General features: G+C 62.1%; 15 protein-coding genes. 10 read left to right on the top strand and 5 right to left on the bottom strand.

Annotated features, from left to right (window positions below):
* Positions 1–83: 83 nt before the first annotated feature.
* Positions 84–263: a hypothetical protein gene (locus M727_RS0102835; protein ID WP_027151390.1), complete on the top strand. Its 180-nt coding sequence runs from the start codon at positions 84–86 to the stop codon at positions 261–263.
* Positions 264–298: 35 nt separating this feature from the next.
* On the opposite strand, the gene M727_RS0102830 is transcribed toward M727_RS0102835, so the two are convergent.
* The gene (locus M727_RS0102830) at positions 299–736 is read right to left on the bottom strand and encodes a DUF2267 domain-containing protein (protein ID WP_027151389.1); all 438 of its coding nucleotides are present in this window, start codon (positions 734–736) and stop codon (positions 299–301) included.
* Between the two features lie 314 nt (positions 737–1,050).
* Between M727_RS0102830 and M727_RS0102825 the strand changes: the two genes are divergently transcribed.
* The 7 genes from M727_RS0102825 to M727_RS0102795 all read left to right on the top strand — a co-directional run bounded on the left by M727_RS0102825 (position 1,051) and on the right by M727_RS0102795 (position 8,808).
* A complete protein-coding gene (locus M727_RS0102825) occupies positions 1,051–1,521 on the top strand; it encodes a nucleoside deaminase (RefSeq protein ID WP_027151388.1) in 471 nt (156 codons plus the stop codon).
* A gap of 308 nt (positions 1,522–1,829) precedes the next feature.
* On the top strand, positions 1,830–2,819 hold the full coding sequence (coxB, locus tag M727_RS0102820) for a cytochrome c oxidase subunit II (RefSeq protein WP_036261113.1): 990 nt from the start codon (positions 1,830–1,832) through the stop codon (positions 2,817–2,819).
* Entirely contained in the window at positions 2,816–5,332 is a 2,517-nt protein-coding gene (gene ctaD, locus M727_RS0102815; protein ID WP_027151386.1) for a cytochrome c oxidase subunit I, read from the top strand. The genes coxB and ctaD overlap by 4 nt, the downstream gene beginning before the upstream one ends.
* 7 nt (positions 5,333–5,339) lie before the next feature.
* Complete coding sequence (locus tag M727_RS0102810) at positions 5,340–5,720, top strand: hypothetical protein (protein WP_027151385.1); 381 nt, start codon at positions 5,340–5,342, stop codon at positions 5,718–5,720.
* The gene (locus tag M727_RS0102805; RefSeq protein WP_027151384.1) at positions 5,717–6,340 is read left to right on the top strand and encodes a cytochrome c oxidase assembly protein; all 624 of its coding nucleotides are present in this window, start codon (positions 5,717–5,719) and stop codon (positions 6,338–6,340) included. Before M727_RS0102810 ends, M727_RS0102805 begins: the two co-directional genes overlap by 4 nt.
* Entirely contained in the window at positions 6,340–7,425 is a 1,086-nt protein-coding gene (locus M727_RS0102800) for a c-type cytochrome (protein ID WP_027151383.1), read from the top strand. The genes M727_RS0102805 and M727_RS0102800 overlap by 1 nt, the downstream gene beginning before the upstream one ends.
* A gap of 63 nt (positions 7,426–7,488) precedes the next feature.
* The gene (locus M727_RS0102795; RefSeq protein ID WP_036261277.1) at positions 7,489–8,808 is read left to right on the top strand and encodes a sorbosone dehydrogenase family protein; all 1,320 of its coding nucleotides are present in this window, start codon (positions 7,489–7,491) and stop codon (positions 8,806–8,808) included.
* Positions 8,809–8,899: 91 nt separating this feature from the next.
* Here M727_RS0102795 and M727_RS35700 read toward each other — a convergent pair whose 3' ends face one another.
* The 3 genes from M727_RS35700 to M727_RS0102780 form a co-directional block, all read right to left on the bottom strand.
* Entirely contained in the window at positions 8,900–10,027 is a 1,128-nt protein-coding gene (locus tag M727_RS35700) for a GNAT family N-acetyltransferase (protein ID WP_036261110.1), read from the bottom strand.
* Positions 10,024–11,013 carry a sterol desaturase family protein gene (locus M727_RS0102785; protein ID WP_027151381.1) on the bottom strand — a complete coding sequence of 330 codons (990 nt, stop codon included), beginning with the start codon at positions 11,011–11,013 and terminating at the stop codon, positions 10,024–10,026. The genes M727_RS35700 and M727_RS0102785 overlap by 4 nt, the downstream gene beginning before the upstream one ends.
* A gap of 242 nt (positions 11,014–11,255) precedes the next feature.
* Complete coding sequence (locus M727_RS0102780; protein ID WP_027151380.1) at positions 11,256–13,160, bottom strand: heparinase II/III-family protein; 1,905 nt, start codon at positions 13,158–13,160, stop codon at positions 11,256–11,258.
* A 157-nt stretch (positions 13,161–13,317) separates the two neighbouring features.
* Here M727_RS0102780 and M727_RS0102775 point away from each other — a divergent pair, with 157 nt between their 5' ends.
* Together M727_RS0102775 and asnB are read left to right on the top strand one after the other, a co-directional pair.
* Positions 13,318–14,520 carry a cellulase family glycosylhydrolase gene (locus M727_RS0102775; RefSeq protein WP_245268377.1) on the top strand — a complete coding sequence of 401 codons (1,203 nt, stop codon included), beginning with the start codon at positions 13,318–13,320 and terminating at the stop codon, positions 14,518–14,520.
* A 235-nt stretch (positions 14,521–14,755) separates the two neighbouring features.
* Entirely contained in the window at positions 14,756–16,642 is a 1,887-nt protein-coding gene (asnB, locus tag M727_RS0102770; RefSeq protein WP_027151378.1) for an asparagine synthase (glutamine-hydrolyzing), read from the top strand.
* 107 nt (positions 16,643–16,749) lie between these two features.
* On the opposite strand, the gene M727_RS0102765 is transcribed toward asnB, so the two are convergent.
* Positions 16,750–17,868: a glycosyltransferase family 4 protein gene (locus M727_RS0102765; protein ID WP_027151377.1), complete on the bottom strand. Its 1,119-nt coding sequence runs from the start codon at positions 17,866–17,868 to the stop codon at positions 16,750–16,752.
* Positions 17,869–17,947: the final 79 nt, after the last annotated feature.

The raw sequence follows: 17,947 nt of genomic DNA, 5'->3' as shown, positions 1-17,947 counted from the left end.
AGAGAACTGCACTGCGGTGTCCAACCCTGCACCGGGAGCAACGGTTTCGCTCCTGCTCGGTAACGAGGGAAAGGAGATGTCCCATGTTCGAGAACAGTATGTGGTTGATCGTCGTTGCTGGCGGCCCGCTACTGCTGGCAATCCTGCTCGCCTACGCACTCCTTACGCGGCGACGCCGTGGGCCTGCAGAGCGCAGAGAAAGCGATCGGGCCACCGAGCGACTGTATCGCGAGGAAAACGACCGCGCGGGCGGGGGCGGTTGAGAACCGCATCGGCAGGCCCGACTTTGGTCTTGCTGCTAGACTCCAACACTTTCGGGCCAAAGCGCCCGGATCTGCTTCGGCAACGCGTCCCGCACCTTGGCCGACTGGCCGAGGTCGACATGCCTGGCGAGTACCTTGAACACGGATCTCGTCGCATCCTCGGGATTCACCGGTCGAGTGGATTTCATCTCCTCGGCCACCCGCTGCAAAAAATCCTCCAACGAACGGCTGCTCGTCGGCAGATCACGCGGCCGATACCGATCATAGTAGGCTCCGCGCACGAGAACCGGCAGTTCAGCCCCCAAATTGGCAGCCAGTTCAATCTGCAGCCAATCCCGCAAGGTGCGTAGAACGGCTCCCAGCATATGCCAGGCCACGCGCCTGTCGGGCCCGTGATCGGCCATGATCTCGTCCAGCCAGATGTTTGTCGTCTGCAGGGTTTTGTCAAAAACTTCCAAGCCGGTTGCGCTCATCGTCGCCTCCTCTGGGCAATCCAACACCCGCCCAAATCACCTGCCCAAAATAGCCGCCCAACATACCCGCCATGACGCGCAAAAGGCGATCGAGCGCAATTGTTTCGTCACGCGTTGAAAATTGTGCAAGAGCAGCGGCGGATGCAGCCAGTGGATTAAATCCAACGTCTGAAGCGAGGCGATCACATGCCAGGTTGCGCAGCCATCAATTTAGTGCCCATGACTGGACAGCTCGCAAGCGCTCCAAGACTGTAGAATTCAAGCGAAGGGCCTTTACGCGTGCGGTTACGAACGGGCATCCCAAGGAGGCGGCCATGAGGAGCGATACCGAATATCTACGTCTCGCCGTGAAGATCGCCACCGAGAGCCGGGCCGGTGGCAATCATCCTTTCGGGGCGCTCCTGGTCGGACCGGAAGGCGACGTGCTGCTTTCGTCGGGCAACACCTACGCGCGGGATCGCGGCGTTGGCCACGCAGAGGCAAACGTGGCCCGCGCGGCCGCGCAGCAATACGACCCGACCTTTCTCGAGCGATGCACGCTGGTGACGTCGGTCGAGCCGTGCTGCATGTGCGCCGGGGCCTGTTACTGGGCTGGCATCGGCACCGTGGTCTACGGACTCAGCGAAAGGCGGCTGGCCGAGCTGACCGGAGACAACCCGGAGAATCTGACCCTCGATCTGAGTTGTCACCTAGTGTTCGCCACCGGACGGCGCCATGTAGCAATCCGTGGCCCATTCCCTGAACTCGAAGAAGAGATCGTAACCGACCACAAGGATTTCTGGTGACAGAAACCAATCATAAAAGGACTGCTGTCGGTGAAGAATCCGTAGCCTCTGCGGCGCCACGAGCTCCGGCCACTTCCGGCCCAAAGGTTTGACACGCGAGGCCCGCGTCTTGTTGCAGAAAGCCATCGACGCGTTCATCGCAAATCCCGGTGCGCATCTCAAGACTCGCGCGCAAAACCGCCGACACGCAAAACCGCCGGCTGGAACCTACATTCGGACTCGACCGACACGTTCATTCCACCAGTTGGAAAGCTCAGTTGCCCGGAACCTTCCTCCCCTCTCGCCGGTTTACCGCGGAGGGGTTGCAAATGGGTCGATATTTCAGCCTGTCAGCTGCGTCATTGTTGCTCGCGAGCGGCTCTGCCGGCGCCCAGTCGAGCACTCAGTCGGCACTTGAGCCCGCGGGAGCGGAAGCGCAGCAGATAGAAATGCTGTTTTGGGTCATGCTAAGCGGCGGCGCCGTCATCTGGCTGGGCGTGGTCGGCCTGCTTCTTCAAGCAGCCCTGGTCAATCGCCGCAGGCTGGCCGAAAAATCTGCCAGCAGCATCATCCTTTGGGGCGGCGTAGTCTTCCCCTCGGTCACGCTTTGTGCGCTGCTCGCCTATGCGCTGTGGCTGATGCCTGGCCTTCGGCCCTTCGCCCAGGCGAGCCCCGCCGCCCTGCGGATCGAAGTCACCGGCAGGCAGTTCTGGTGGGAAGTTGTCTATCACCCTCCTCTGGGACCGCCGGTCGCGTCTGCCAACGAGATCAGGCTGCCGGTCGGCGAGCGGGTCGAATTGACCCTGAAAAGCGCCGATGTGATCCATTCCTTCTGGATCCCACCGCTCGGCGGCAAGATGGACATGATCCCCGGCCGCACCAACAGGCTTTCGATCATGGCCACCAAACCCGGTATATTCCGCGGGCCCTGCGCGGAATATTGCGGCACGTCTCACGCGCTGATGGCGTTCTCGGCCGTCGCGATGGCGCCCGAAGCCTTCCGGTCCTGGCTTGCCGCCCAGGCAATTCCCGCGGAAGGGGCCGGCGCGAGCGGCGGCGCGCTGTTCCTGCGCCATGGCTGCGGGTCCTGCCATTTCGTCGCTGGCACCGATGCGCGCGGCCTGATCGGCCCGGACCTTTCGCATGTCGGTTCCCGCGCCACCGTCGCAGCCGGAATCCTGCCCAACACCGAAGACGCCGTCGCCAGCTTCATCGCCCGGCCCGACCTGATCAAGCCCGGCTCCAGGATGCCGGCCTTCGACATGTTGCCGCCGGACGACATTCGCGCCATAGCCGCCTGGCTGAGAGGCCTGCGATGAGCGCTGCGGTCAAGGAGCGTTCGCCGGAAGAATACAAGGCGCAGGAACAGCGGCTGCGCGCCGTGTGGGCCAATCCGACCGGTTGGCGCTACTGGACCTCGGTGAACAATTACCAGATCGGCCTCTGGTACGGCTCGGCGGCCTTCGCCTTCATGCTGTTTGCCGGCGTGCTCGCGCTACTGATGCGGCTGCAGCTCGCCGTGCCTGACAACGATTTTCTCTCGGCCGACTTCTTCAACCAGGCTTTCACCCTGCACGGCACGGTGATGATGTTCCTGTTCGCGGTGCCGATCTTCGAGGCGGTCGCGATCTTCCTGCTGCCGCCGATGCTGGGCGCCCGCGAAATGCCGTTTCCGCGCCTCGGAGCCTTCAGTTTCTGGAGCTTTTTGCTCGGCGGTATCTTCGTCTGCGGCTCGATCTTCTTCAATGCGGCGCCGTCGGCAGGCTGGTTCATGTATCCGCCGCTCGCCACCGACAAGGAGTTCTCCGGCATTGGCGCCGACATCTGGCTGCTCGGCCTTTCCTTCATCGAAGTCGCCTCGATCGCGGCCGCCGTCGAGCTCATCGTCGGCATCATGAAATGCCGCGCGCCCGGCATGCGCATCAACCTGATGCCGCTCTTCGCCTGGTACCTGCTGATCGTTGCCGGAATGATCCTGTTCGCCTTCCCGCCGCTGATCGCCGGCGACCTCCTGTTCGAGATGGAACGGATGTTCGATTGGCCGTTCTTCGATGCAGCGCGCGGCGGCGACCCGCTGCTGTGGCAGCACCTGTTCTGGATATTCGGCCATCCCGAAGTCTACATCATCTTCCTGCCGGCCATTGCGCTGATGGCCATGATCGTGCCGACTTTTTCGCAGCGTCCAATCGTCGGTTATTCCTGGATCGTGCTCGCGGCAGTCGGGACGGGGTTCCTCTCCTTTGGGCTGTGGGTGCACCATATGTTTGCGACAGGACTGCCGCAGATCTCGCTGGCCTTCTTCTCGGCGGCCTCCGAGGCGGTGGCGATCCCGACCGGCGTGCAGATCTTCGTCTTCATCGCCACCATGCTGGCCGGCCGGGTGATCTTCTCGACCCCGATGCTGTTCGGCACCGGAGGGCTTGCCATCTTCGTCATCGGCGGACTGACAGGCGTCATGGTGGCGCTCGCACCCTTCGACTGGCAGGCCCACGACACGTATTTTGTCGTTGCGCATCTCCATTATGTGCTGATCGGCGGCATGCTTTTCCCGGTCGTGGCCGGGCTGTATTACTATTACCCGCTGATCGACGCGAAGAAGCTCTCCGACCGGTTGGGGCGGCTCGCCTTCTGGCTGATGTTCTGCGGCTTCAACATCGCCTTTTTCCCCATGCATGTGAGCGGCTTGCGCGGCATGCCCCGCCGCGTCTTCACCTATCCAGCCGAAATCGGCTGGGATTGGCTGAACCTGATCTCGACGGCCGGAGCCTTCATTTTCGCCGCGGGGGTGCTGGTGGTCGTCTTCGACGTGCTCAGGCCGAAGCACCGGCAGCCGCGCGGCGAATTCAACCCGTGGAATGCCGGCACGCTGGAATGGGTTTCGGAGCCGGAGGAGAACTGGGGCGTCCGCTCGATACCCATCGTGCGCAGCCGCTACCCCTTGTGGGACCAGAAGGACCTTGCCCGCAAGGTCAATGAAGGCCGCTATTATTTGCCCGACGCGGAAGAGGGATGGCGCGAGGGACTGGTCACCAGCGTGCTCGACGCCGAACCCGTCCAGGTGCTGCGCGTCGGCGGCACCTCCCATGTCACCATCGTCTCGGCTCTTTCGCTCGGAGGCGCCTTCATCGCGCTTACCTTCCACTGGTGGATCGCGACGGCGCTGGCCGCAATCATCTGCTTTTGCGCCGTCATCTACTGGCTCTGGACGGGCACTGGCGAAATCCCCGAGAAGCCGGAAAAGGATGTCGGCCTCGGCCTCAGCCTGCCGCTTTATGCCTCCGGCTCCGATTCGGTCGGCTGGTGGGCGATGTTCATCACCATGGTGGGCGACGGCACCGCCTTCGCCAGCCTCATCTTCGGCTATTTCTTCTACTGGACGATCCATGCCGACTTCACCGCGGGGATTGCCGGGCCGGATGCGGTCTGGTCGCTGGTCGCTGCCAGCCTGTTCGCTGCGGCGTGGGGCCTGATGGTAGCGGCACGCACGGTCAACAGGCGCGGCGCTACGGCCACTATGCGCGGCTTGCTGGTGCTGTCCCTGCTGACGACCGTTGCCGCGTCCGCCGCAGGCTTGGCCGCGCCGTTGTCTCCAGGCATGGACCCGACGCGCCACGTCTATCCCGCAATCGTGTGGATCCTGGTGACCTGGGTGCTCGCCCATGCGGCGCTCGGCACGGTCATGCAGGCCTATTGCCTGGCCCGCTCGCTGGCCGGCCGACTGACGCCGAAGCATGACCTGGATCTAGGCAATGTGGTGCTCTACTGGCATTTCCTGCTGATTGCCGCCGTCATCACCTTCGCCATCATTGGCCTTTTTCCGGCAGCGATGTGAGGCGGCGATGCGGCTCGTCCCGAAACAGATCGAGACACTGTGGACGCTGTTCACCGCGCCGGTGGTGTGGGCTGCGCATTTCCTTGTTTGCTATATCGGCGCGGCGATCTATTGCGCCAAGCCCGAGCTTGTCGGGCTGAGTTTCAGCGCTGTGCGCGCCGGCATCGCCGCCGCCACCGTGATCGCCCTGTCGCTGATCGCGCTGTCAGCATGGCTCGCCTGGCGGCAATGGGGCTTCGGCACAGACGATCCGCCGCATGACGATCCGACGAGACGCGACCGGACCCTGTTCCAGGGCTTTGCGACGCTGCTGCTCTCGGGTCTCAGCTTCATCGCCGTGATCTTCACCGCGATGCCCGCATTGTTCCTGACGGAGTGTATCCGGTGAGACGCGCCTGCCTCATCCTCGGCATCCTTGTCCTCGCCCTAGTCTGGCTCGGGCCGCTGCTCGATGGCTGGCGGGATTCGTTTTCGGCGCACATGCTGGCGCATATGGGAGTGGTGGCGATCGCAGCGCCGCTGATGGCGATTGGGATCCCGCTCAGCCCGACACCAGGTGCAAGCCGGGCGTTCACCCTCGCGCTACCCGCCTCCCTCGTCGAACTCATGATCGTCTGGTCCTGGCACGCACCGGCCTTGCGGGCTCTGGCGCAAAGCTCGCTGTTTGTCACCGCTGTCGAGCAGGCCACGTTCCTCGCCGCCGGGCTGTTCCTGTGGCTGGCCTGCCTGCCGCGCCGCGGCTCGGACACCACAGGCAATGCCGCCGGCGCCTTTGCCCTGCTTGTGACGTCCATCCACATGACCTTGCTCGGCGCGCTGCTGGCGCTGACCCCGCGGCCGCTTTATGGGACCGGGGAGACAAGCTGCTTCGGCGTCGCGCTTTCCGCCCAGCAAGATCAGGAACTTGGCGGCGTCATCATGCTTCTGGTCGGCGCCGCGGTGTACGTGGCCGGCGGCGTGACGCTTTTCGCGCGCATCCTCGCCACACCACCGCGAAAGACGGTCTGATGCATATCAGTTGGAAGAAGCTCGCCATAGCGCTTGCCATTCTGCCCTTCGTCGTGGTGCTGGCGGCCTGGATCGGCTTTTTCAATGTCGGTGCTTCGAGCGGCCACTGGAAGATCACGGAATGGTTTCTCCATTTCGCCATGCGATCGGCTGTGCGCACCTATGCCCTGGCGGTCGACGTTCCAGAGGCTCTGCCGCGGCATGCGATTCAGCCGGCCGCCGGGCATTTCGCGCGCGGCTGCGCCATCTGTCACGGTGCGCCGGGCGAGCCGCGATCTCCTGTCGTCATGAGAATGCTGCCGCAGCCGCCTGACCTTGCCGGGACCATCGGCGAATGGTCGGACGCGGAACTTTTTCGTATCGTCAAGCACGGCGTGCGTTTCACCGGCATGCCGGCCTGGCCGACGCAGGAACGCGACGACGAGGTCTGGGCGATGGTCGCCTTGCTGCGCGAACTGCCGTCGATGGACGAAGCCAGCTATCGTGATCTCGCCTATGGCGAAAGGCCTGCGCCTCCTGCAGACGCTGCCGGAACCCTGCCGCAAGCGCTCGCGGATTGCGCCCGCTGCCACGGCGAGGACGGTTTTGGGCGCGGTTCCGCGATACCCGTTCTGGCCGGGCAGAGCGAGGCCTATCTCCTTGAAAGCCTGCGTGCCTATGCCGAGGAAGGCCGGGCAAGCGGGTTGATGAGCCCGCCCGCCATTGCGGCAGGGCCTCAACTCTGGCCGGACCTGGCCAAGCATTTCGCTGCCCTGCCGGCGATGCACCCCGGCGACGGGGGTGATCCAGCACTTGTCCGGCGCGGCAAGGAAATCGCCGAGAGGGGCGTCAAGGAGGCCAATGTGCCCGCCTGTCTCGGCTGTCACGGAAGACACGACCGCAGCCCACTCTATCCCTCGATCGCCGGCCAGCCGGCGCGCTACATCGAGACGCAGCTTGGGCTGTTCAGGGCGGGAAAGCGGGGTGGAACGCGCTTCGGCCATCTCATGGTCAATGCGGCGAAGGGTCTGACGGACGACGACGTCCGCGCGCTTGCGGCCTACTTCTCCCGATCGGCCGCTCCGTCCGCAACCGCAACGCGATAGGTGCGTTTGGGTTCTTTCGACTTTTTCGAGGTTCTGGTGAATAACTTGGTTACCGCCCTTCTCATGCTGATCATTGTTTTCGTAATTGCCGCGGGAGCGATTTTCTTCCTGTCCCGCGAAGAGGCGACCGTTCCGATCGCCGAGACCTATGGCCCCAACCCGACCCTGCCGGAGCCCAATCCGACCTGGCTGCCGACCGTCCATGTCGCCAGGGCCACGCCGTGGCCGCAGGGCACGAAGCCGACAGCGGCCCAGGGATTTGCAGTCAACGAATATGCCGGCGGGCTCGACCATCCGCGCTGGCTGTATGTTTTGCCAAACGGCGACGTGCTGGTGGCCGAGAGCAATGCGCCGCCCAGGCCGGAGGAGGGCTTCAGCATACGCCGCTTCTTCGTCGATTTCTTCCAGAGTCAGGCCGGCGCGGGGACGCATACCGCCAATCGCATTTCGCTGCTGCGCGATCAGGACGGCGACGGGGTGGCGGAAACCAGAACCGCCTTTCTCACCGGGCTGTTCTCGCCATTCGGCATGACCCTGCTCAACGGCAAGCTCTACGTCGCCAACGCCAATGCAATCGTGGCCTTTCCCTACCAGGAGGGTGCGACCGAGATCACCGCACCAGCGGAGAAGATCGTCGACCTGCCTGCGGGGAGGAACCACCACTGGACCAAGGACGTGACCGCCTCGCAGGACGGCACGAAGCTCTATGCGACGGTCGGATCCAATTCCAATGTCGGCGAGAACGGCCTGGAGGCAGAGCAGAACCGCGCCGCCGTGCTGGAGATCGATCTCGCCTCGAAGCAGACGCGTCCCTTCGCCTCCGGCCTGCGCAATCCGAACGGCCTGTCGTGGCACCCGCAAAGCGGTGAGCTCTGGGTCGTCGTCAACGAGCGCGACGAGATCGGCAGCGATCTGGTGCCGGATTACATGACTTCGGTGAAGGATGGCGGCTTCTATGGCTGGCCTTACAGCTATTTTGGCCAGCACGTCGATAATCGCGTCAAGCCGCAGCGGCCCGACCTCGTCGCCCAGGCGATCAAGCCGGACTATGCGCTCGGGGCGCACACGGCTTCATTGGGACTGACCTTCAACACAGGCGACCTGTTCGGTCCTCAATACAGGAATGGCGCTTTCGTCGGGCAGCATGGCTCGTGGAACCGCAGGCCGCACAGCGGCTACAAGGTGATTTTCGTGCCGTTTACCGGCGGCAGGCCCTCCGGCCCGCCCCAGGACATCCTCACCGGCTTCCTGAGCGAGGACGACAAGGCTTTTGGCCGTCCTGTGGGCGTGGCGATAGACCGGCGCGGCGCCCTGCTGGTGGCGGATGATGTCGGCAACAAGGTCTGGCGGGTCGTTCCAGATCAGACGCAATCGGCACTGTGAGCAGTTCGTGCTGCCGGCGACCCGGAAGCGATAGGGCACCGCTTGCCATTACCGGTTGGACACGGCGTTCCGGCGCCGATCAAGCCGAAAATCAAGCTGTCGTTGCCAATCCGCGCCCTGCATGCCGGACCCTCTGACGCATACGATCGGCAAGGGAAGCAAGCGAGCCTTGCGCCGTGCGCGTCCCAAGAACGGATTGCAGGACGACACCTTGCGTTGCGAATTTATGCTTGAACGCCTCTGCGCCGCACAGGAAATCGACCGCGCTCAAGCCGTGATCGAACGACCACTGTATGTAGTCCATCATCAGGATCATGCCCGGCGACGCCTGGCTGAAATCCGGATCGAAAGTGGTCACGAACGCCATCATGGTGTGGTGCTGGACGAAGTTGATGGAAACCGCGACCATCGCGCCATCGCATTCAAGTACGAAAATGTGCAGCACGCCGGCGCGCGCCAGCGCGTCAACGAGTGCGGCCAGTACCGGCGCTCCCTCTTCGAAAAGTTGCGATTCACGCTTGCGCTCGACCAGCCATCTGCGCTTCAGCGCAGAGAGCCGGTCCAGTACCGGCTGCAGTGGCTCGTCTGGCGCAAGCAGGCGAAATTTCATTTCCCCGGCTTCTTCCAACGTCTTGACGCCGCGCCGATAGTTCTGCCGCGTCTTTTTCGATTGCTCCGCGAACCACGCGGCTCCGCTCGCCCACTGTCCGGCGACGCGATAACTGACTTCCTCCCTGTGATTGGGCCGAAGCCTGATCCCGCTGGAGGTATCCGGAGTGAAACTCTTGCGGGCCGCCGCACCCGGCAAGAGACGATTAAGAAAGGCAATATCGAAGCCACCGGCGTCACAGATCCGGGCCCATACGTCCTGCAGGGCCGATGACGAGCATTCCGGAGCAACGAGAATATCGCCGTAATCGGTATAGCTGTTGGCCGCCCATTCGAGAAACCGCAGGCCCTTGCGCTTGCGGATCGCCATGGGAAGGACAGCAACGAGCCTGCCACCATTCCAGACCAGGCCGATCCGCAGCGCGCGCTGGTCACGGTCCGCTACGGTATTCCACCAGGCCGAAATCCAGGCATGACTCTGAAAGACCAGCCCATCGGTGCGATGCCAGAGATGCACCCAATCGGCTTCGATCGCAGCCAGGCGATCCGCCGAACGGACAACTTCCAGGCGCTCTGCGCTCGAAGCGTCAATCGAAACAATGGTGTTCATGAAGGGGAACGATCCTGTGCGATGGCATCGGGACGCCTCTGGAACGGTCTGCGGAGATGCCCTCCCATCTTCCTGAGCGGCAGGATGTAAAGCCCAAAGAGCGATTGATAGTCGCGCACATCGCGATCTATCAGGCCAAATTTGAGGTCTTCATCCGGATCCGGGACAAACTGCGTCCCGAAGAGGCGATCCCAGAACGAAAACAGCAGGCCAAAATTCTTGTCGTAGTGGCGAGGGTCGATGCTGTGGTGCACCTGGTGCCAGTGCGGACACAAGATGACGTTGTTCAACGGGCCGAAGGAAATCTTGAAATGGGTATGACGAACAAAGTCCATCATCAGGATGTTGCGGATGACATAGACGTTGATGCCGAAGATGGCGATCTCTACCGGATCGAGCCCGATCAGGCTCCAGATGCCGAAGCAGATCCCCGGGATGACGCCATCCCACATGCGGTTCATCAGGTCGTCCAGCGGATGAACCCGATCCTTGGTGATTCCCACCATCACCTCGGCCGAATGATGCACTTTGTGCAATTCCCACAGGAACGGGAAGTGGTGCTGGGCGACATGGTAGAGATAGTATGAAATGTCGTAGGCGATCAGCATGGTTGCGGTGAAGACGACGATCGTCACCGGTCCGGCCGGGCCATCGATGAGCGGCGCCTGGATATCAAGCAGCCAGCCGATTGCGTGGTGGGTCCCATAGCCGACGGCGGCAACGAAGGTGGCGCCAGCAGGGATGAGCAGGAAAGGCATTATCGCCCGTTTGGTGACCCAAAATAGGACATCCGCTCTTGCCGACGGGTGCAGGATGACTTCCGCCGGGAAAGCGAAATCGAAAAAGTCCCTGAAGGACTTATGCTCGACAGTTCGCCAGTAAGCGATCACCGCGCTCCCCAGTGCCGTGAAAAACAGGAGGCCGAGCGTCACCAGATCGACGTTCGAAAGCTTTTCCACAATCAATCCGGCGAATTCAGAAAACATCGTTGCGGTGGCTCCTAGGCCGTAAAATGGCCGTCCGGCAAATTGCGAAGCAAGAAACTTGCCAAACCTACTGCATGTTGCCGGCAACCAGGTGGCTATTGCGGCTGCAACGAGCAAAAGCATGCCGGATTTGCGCCAGACTAGCAGTTCAACCGTAACAAAACGCTAAATGTCCTGAGGTAATTAATCTCGAATATGGCCGGAACACCGGACAGGCCGCTCTGCTGCAGCGTCGGTCTCTATCATAGCGGCGGGGGGATTGCCGCGAGGTATATCTCAATTCCGTCTTCGCCCACTTCGCCACGCCAGGCGATGCGTTCGGCCGGCTGCCTGGCGCCAAAACGCGGTGAAACCCAGCCGCCCTGCCCCGGTGCGTCGCCGCCGGCGCGGATGTCGACCGCAGCGTCCGGAAAGCGAATGGCTATCAGCGGCTCATCGCCGCGCAGCACCATGACCGTGCTTTCGTCCCGGTTGGCGCCGAGGCCGGCTGCGAGTTGAAAGACGACCTCGGCCACGCGCCTGCCGCCGAGCAGTTGGTCGGTCACGACGATCCCGTCGGCCTGGTGCGTCACGGTGCGCTGATGCACGACGCCGAAGCGGCTTCTATACCCGTCATGGCGGGCGCGCAGTTTCCAGTGCGTTCCCGGCTCGCTCTCCACCAACTCCGCAATCGCCCTGTGCGACCAGTTGAACTCTCCGGCGATGATGCTTTGGCTTTTGCCCTCGATATTCAGCGTGTTATGCGCCGGTGTTGAGCGGAACCAGTCGCGCCAGACGCCCCCCGAACCGTAGAGCCAGGTGCCGGGGTCGACCAGCACCGGCTCGCCATCGATGCACAAGGTGAGCGACAGCGCGTCGGCATGGCCGTGAGCCGCTATCGAGAGATAGCCCAGCGGGCCGTGGTCGAATGTCAGATCGATGCTGCGGCCATTCATCTCACCGCGCCAGACGGAGAGCCCGCCTTGCGTGAACGTTTGCAGCCCATGCGACACCGGTGCCGGTTCCGACGGCGTGCCAAAGAAAAGGGCACGAAAATCGTCTGGCTCCGCCGCGTTGCCCGGCATCCCTAGAAAGCCATGGATGGCGGCGGCGACGGATTGGACATAGTCCGGCTCGTCCCCGAGCGTCAGCACGCGACCTTCGTCATTGTCGCCAAAGCCGGCGGCTGGTGGCAGCCAGGCGACGAAATTGGCAAAAGCGGCCAGGCGCGCTTCGACGGGCGAGGCAAGCGGCGTTCCGGCCTGGCGTGCCGCAGCGGCGCACAGCAAGATGAGTTCGGCGGTGAAGGCCGCGTATGTCGGGGTCTGCTCGGCACCGGCGCCATCGGCGAGAATCTGCTTGCCCGCCTCAGCCTGGAGGGCGCCGCGTGCAGCGTCGGCTGCAGCCCCCAACGCCAGGCCGATCAGACACTCGCCAGCCAGTTCTGCGACGAGATGATTGTTGGCGGAGGAAAACCGGGAGGGGAACCGCGGCAGCCAATAGGCGCTTGCCGCCAGTATTTCGCCCACTTGCTGCCGTGTCGCCGCGCCTAATCGGTCGCCGACGAGGTCCATGGTGACAATCAGGCTGATGGCGCGCAGCGCGACTTCGATGCCGGAGGCCCAGCCAACCCCCCGAAACGGCGGGTTGGCTGAATGCCAGCTGTTGATCGCCGCCTGTATGGCCCTCCGGGACTGGTCGTCGCCGGCGAGAAGCAGGTGGGCGGCCAGTGGCGGCAACCGCTGCAGCCGGTTGATCTCCCACACGTATTTTACATCGCCGCGGCCGCCGCCATGGCGAAAATCGATATCGAAAGTATGGGCCTCGGCACCCGGCCAAAGCCTGCCGGTCACCGGATCCAGGCGCCAAAGCTCGGGAGGAAACAGCCGATTGGGATCGCGCCGCGGCCATATCCGCCCAAGTGCGGAAAACTGGCCCGCAAGCGTATTTTGCGCCGCCGCCGCTATGGCTTGCCGTTGTGCCGGTGTCGCAGCCAGCGCAGCATCGCGCAATCCACGCAGCACCGGGTGCAACCGGGGCGAAGCATAGCGCTCCCAGCCGTCGTCGCGGCGGCGCGAAGCGATCCTTCGACGCTGCTCGCCCAGCCGGTGCAACACCTCAGCCGGCTCCATGCTGCGCAACCGGTTGATGTACCAGCCGATTCTCATACGCGCTCCGCCAAGGTTTCGGTTCTTATATACCATGCTGTCGAAAAGCCGCGCGACCGCAATCCTCTTTTCCGATCCTGCGGTTAATATCTCCGACCATGATACGGAGAGAGTGGCGATGAGAAGAATGGCGTGTGTTGCAGCGTGGATGCTCGGCATGGCGATAGCCGCCAACGCTGCGCCGATCCCGCTCCAGCGCGGCGTTGGTGTGCATGAATGGCTCAACTGGTCGCCGGTAGAGGACGATGGATCCTACAGTTGGCCGCCCTATCGCAGCGAGCAGGAGTGGCGCACTGGACATAGGCCGCTCACCGATTGGCCCGATGGCGAAGCGTTTGCGCGCATTCGATCGATGGGCTTCGACTTCGTCCGGCTGAGCGTCGACCCCGGCCCTCTGCTTGCCAGCGAGGGCGCCAAACGCCAGCAGGCGCTGGACATACTTGCCGCCGCGGTCGAGCGGGTCACGTCGGCCGGCCTCAAGGTGGTTTTCGACCTGCACGGCGTCACCCAGGTTCCGGCCTACAGCATGGAGATGATCTATGACGGTGCCGACAGCGAAGGCGTTGCCAGCTATCGCGAAATGGTTGTGGCGGTCGCCACCATGCTGGCCAGGGTTGGCACCGACAAGGTAGCCCTCGAGCCTTACAACGAGCCGGCATACTACCCTTGTGATTCGAGCGGGAGCGATGACTGGCAGCGGATCATGTCAGACACGGTCCGCGATATTCGCGCAGTCAGCAGCGAGCTCACCATCGTCGCAACAGGCGCCTGTGGCGGCAGCATTGCCGGACTGGTCAATCTCAACCCGGGCTTTGACGATCCGAACCTCTACTACAGCTTCCATATGTATGAGCCGCACAGTTTCACGCACCAACGGCCCGACAGGACCGGCGCCTTCGCCTCGGGCCTTCCCTGGCCAGCCGACAGCAGCACGCCCCAAAAAGTGACCGAAACCCTTAAGGCGCAGATGGACGCCGCCGGCTTGAGCCCGGTCGAGCAGGTGATGAACATGGTCGCGGCGCGTGAAGCAATCGCCCGATATTTCGAGCACAATTGGGGCCCGAACCAACTCGAGGCGAGCTTCCGTCAGGCGGTCGACTGGGCCGAGGCGCATGGCATTCCAAGCCGGCGGCTCTTCATGGGCGAATTCGGTGTCATCCTCATCTCTGCCGACGGCCGCATGGGCGCATTCGACGCTGACCGCCTGCGCTATCTCAAGGCGGTGCGCCAGCAGGCGGAACGCTTCGCGATACCGTGGTCTGTCTGGGAATTCTCCAATCCCCATGGGATGACCGTCATCCGGCCCGAAGGGCCTGCGGTCCCGGACTTGGAGATGTTGCGGGCACTGGGCCTGCCATAGCTGCCATTACCCCGCTGCACGGGGGAGCATCAAATCACGCAACGGCAGGAGCTACGGTCTGCGGCCGCAACCGTCGGTGGCACTTAAATCAGGCCGCAGAGTTTTGGTCAATCAGTCAAGCCCAGCTTTGAACCACCTTGGCGGCTTCTCCTCGTGATCCGGTTTGTCAGCAACCAAGTGTTTGATACATTCGTCGTAAACAGAGTCGCGAATACGCGCGCCCAGGGAAGAGATAATGTGTGGAATTGCCGGCTGGATCGGCCCGAGGGTCGAGAATCCACAAGATCGGGCCGCCAAAATGTCCAGCACATTGCGGCATCGTGGTCCCGATGCCGAAGGCATCGAGTTCCTGGACTTGAATACCGGCGAGAACCAATTGGCATTGGTGCACCGCCGCCTGGCGATTATTGACTTAAACGCCGAATCAAATCAGCCGATGCCTATCGACGACGGCCGTCTCAGAATTATTTTCAACGGCGAAATATACAACTACATCGAGTTGCGCCAGGAACTGATCGGCCTCGGTCATCATTTTCGAACGCGCTCCGACACTGAGGTGCTGCTCAGAGCTTACGATCAGTGGCACTTGTCCATGTTTGACCGATTGAGCGGCATGTTCGCTTTTGCGCTCTGGGATGCTCAGAGGCACGAATTGATCCTCGGCCGGGATCCCTTCGGCAAAAAGCCCCTTTATCTCATGCAAAGCGAAAAATTGCTGTCGTTTGCCTCGGAGATCAACGCGTTGTTGTCATCGCAGCCAAAAGCGCAGCTCGATCTAGACACCGTGCACGAGTATTTGCGCTGGCGTTACGTGCCTGGACCGCGCACGCTTTTTAAACAAATCCGCAAACTCAACCCCGGAAGCTATGCCGTTTGGTCGCAAGGGACCGTGACGGAAACGCGCTATTATACGCCTCCAGATCAAACGGATCTGACCGAGGATATCGAAGACGAAACCGCCAAGCGACGATTTCTGGAGCTGCTCGACCATTCCGTCGAGATCAGAATGCGCAGCGATGCACCCTTTGGCGCCTTTCTCTCCGGAGGCCTCGATTCGTCAGCAATCGTCGCCCTGATGACCAAGCACAGCGACAAGCCCATTCGTACTTTTTCGGTCGGTTTCAGCGAACCGGCCTATAGTGAACTCCCATTCGCGCGACGCGTCGCCGATCATTTCAAGACTGATCATTGCGAACTGGTCATTGAAGCGAACGACCTGATTGACCAACTGCCCAAGTTGATTCGCCATCTGGGCGCGCCTGTTTCACAAAGTTCGGACATTCCAATTTACCTGATGTCGGAGCGAGCCTCGCAGGACGTCAAGATGGTGCTCACAGGGGAAGGGGCAGACGAGATTCTCGGCGGGTATCCCAAACATCGCGCAGAGTCACTGGCTGGAATTTACCGGTCGCTCGTTCCAGTCTTGCTCCACAATAACCTCCTCGCCCCTTTGATACGCGCCATGCCTGGCGCATCGGCCAAGTTCGATACATTTGCCCGAAGCGCGGGTGAAAGAGACTTTGCCGCCCGGATGATCTCCTGGTTTGGAGCCATGACAGCGCGGGAACACGGTCGCCTCATCGGTGCGCCGGCCAATTGCGGCAATGAACGTAACGACTTCCCGTTCTCCTCAAGCGCGAAGGCATCCCATCTTCGCCGGGCGCTGTTTTTCGATCAGACATCGTGGTTGCCCGACAATCTCTTGGAACGAGGCGACCGGATGATGATGGCCGGTTCAATCGAAGGAAGAATGCCGTTCCTCGATCGCGATCTGGTTGCGTTCGTCAGCAAATTGCCCGATCGCTACAAGGTGGGTTGGCGGAAGGGTAAGCTGATCTTGCGCAACAGCATGGCGAACATGCTTCCTGAGGAAATTCTCAACCGCCGCAAGATCGGGTTCAAGGTGCCTGTCGCCGAATGGTTTCGCGGGTCGATGAGGAACTACGTGCACGACCATCTTTGCTCCTCTCAATCCGTCATTCGCAGCTATTTGAGCGCGAAATACCTTGATCAAATTGTCTCGGAGCACACCAAGGGTGCGGCAGACCACGAAAAGCTAATATGGGCGCTGTTGAATTTGGAAATATTCCATCGCGAATTCGCGCTTGGAGCGCCGCAGTGACGCCAATGGGATCGGTGTCGCGCTCGACCCGCAGCTGCTCGTCTTAGGCTCACCTGCGCACTCAAGCGACGGCGCGCAACCTCAGCGTCCATGTTTACAGGACAGCGTCAGCGCTTGACCGATTGAGGCTTTAACGCGACCGACCTCCAGACGTCGCAGATCGCACCGACGAACGGTGCGAGCTCAAGCCGTTCCCGATGCACGGCCATCGCGGCAGCACCAAGCCTGGCTCTCAATGCCGGATTCTCGACCAGCCGTGTCAGCGCCTCGGTCAACGCCGCAACATCGCCGGGCGGCACCAGCAACCCGGATTGCTCGCTTGTGATGATATCCTCCACGGCGCCGACAGGCGACGTCACTACCGCCAGACCTGCGGCCATACCTTCGATGACCGAGACGGGGAGGTTTTCGGCAAAGGAGGGCAGGACCAGAATGTCCGCCGAAGCGATCAGCGAAGCGACCTCGTCGGGCCCGACCCAGCCAGGAAGGGTAACGCGCTCGGCAAGGCCCAGTTCGGCCGTTCTCATCCGTGCCGCCTCGACGTCGCCATCGCCGGCGATCGTCGCGCGCCAACTCCTGATCGGCTCCATGCGGTGCAGCGCATCCAGCAATTGCGGCACGCCCTTGCGGTCGCCGATGCGGCCAAGGAACAGGATATGCACATGGTCGCCGCCACCGACATGCGCCAAGGAGGGAATCGCCGTGGCGTTGGGAACGATGACGATATTGTCGGTCGCCCGCGGTGCCCGGCTGGCGACGAAGTCGCGCCAAAGCCCGCCCAAGACGATCACCCGACCGGCACGCTCGAACAGAGCTTCGATGCGGCGGCTCATGAAACTGCGATCGTCTTTCCAGAATGTCTCATACTCCGCCCCGTGCAAATGCAGGACATAGGGTATCGACAGCAGCCGTGCGCAGGCGGCGATCACCATCTTGCGATAGGTGCTGCCGGAGACTGATATATTGATGTGGATGACATCGGCGCGCTTGCCCAAACGCGCCGCAAGCATGCGCAAGCAAAAGTCAAACATATAGAAGATCGAAAATCCGACATGCCCCGGGCCGCGGCTGGCAAGGAAGCGCACATCGATGTCGGCGATCTCCTGCCGCTCGAACTCCTGCTTCAGCGCCCCCATGATGCGGTCGATCCCGCCCTGCCCCGAAACGCCCGAAGGCGTCGCGACAAGGACGTGGACCTTTTGATTGTGAACCGGACGCTGCAACATGACTCCATTTCGGAACGACAAAGCAAAGGTTTCAAATAGGGTTTACTACGAATCCGTTAGTTCAAACTGAATCTGTTCA

The sequence above is a fragment of the Mesorhizobium sp. WSM2561 genome (assembly GCF_000513915.1).
Classification (GTDB): domain Bacteria; phylum Pseudomonadota; class Alphaproteobacteria; order Rhizobiales; family Rhizobiaceae; genus Mesorhizobium; species Mesorhizobium muleiense.
Note: the sequence above shows the minus strand (reverse complement) of the source record. Positions and strands in the feature narration are given on the sequence as shown.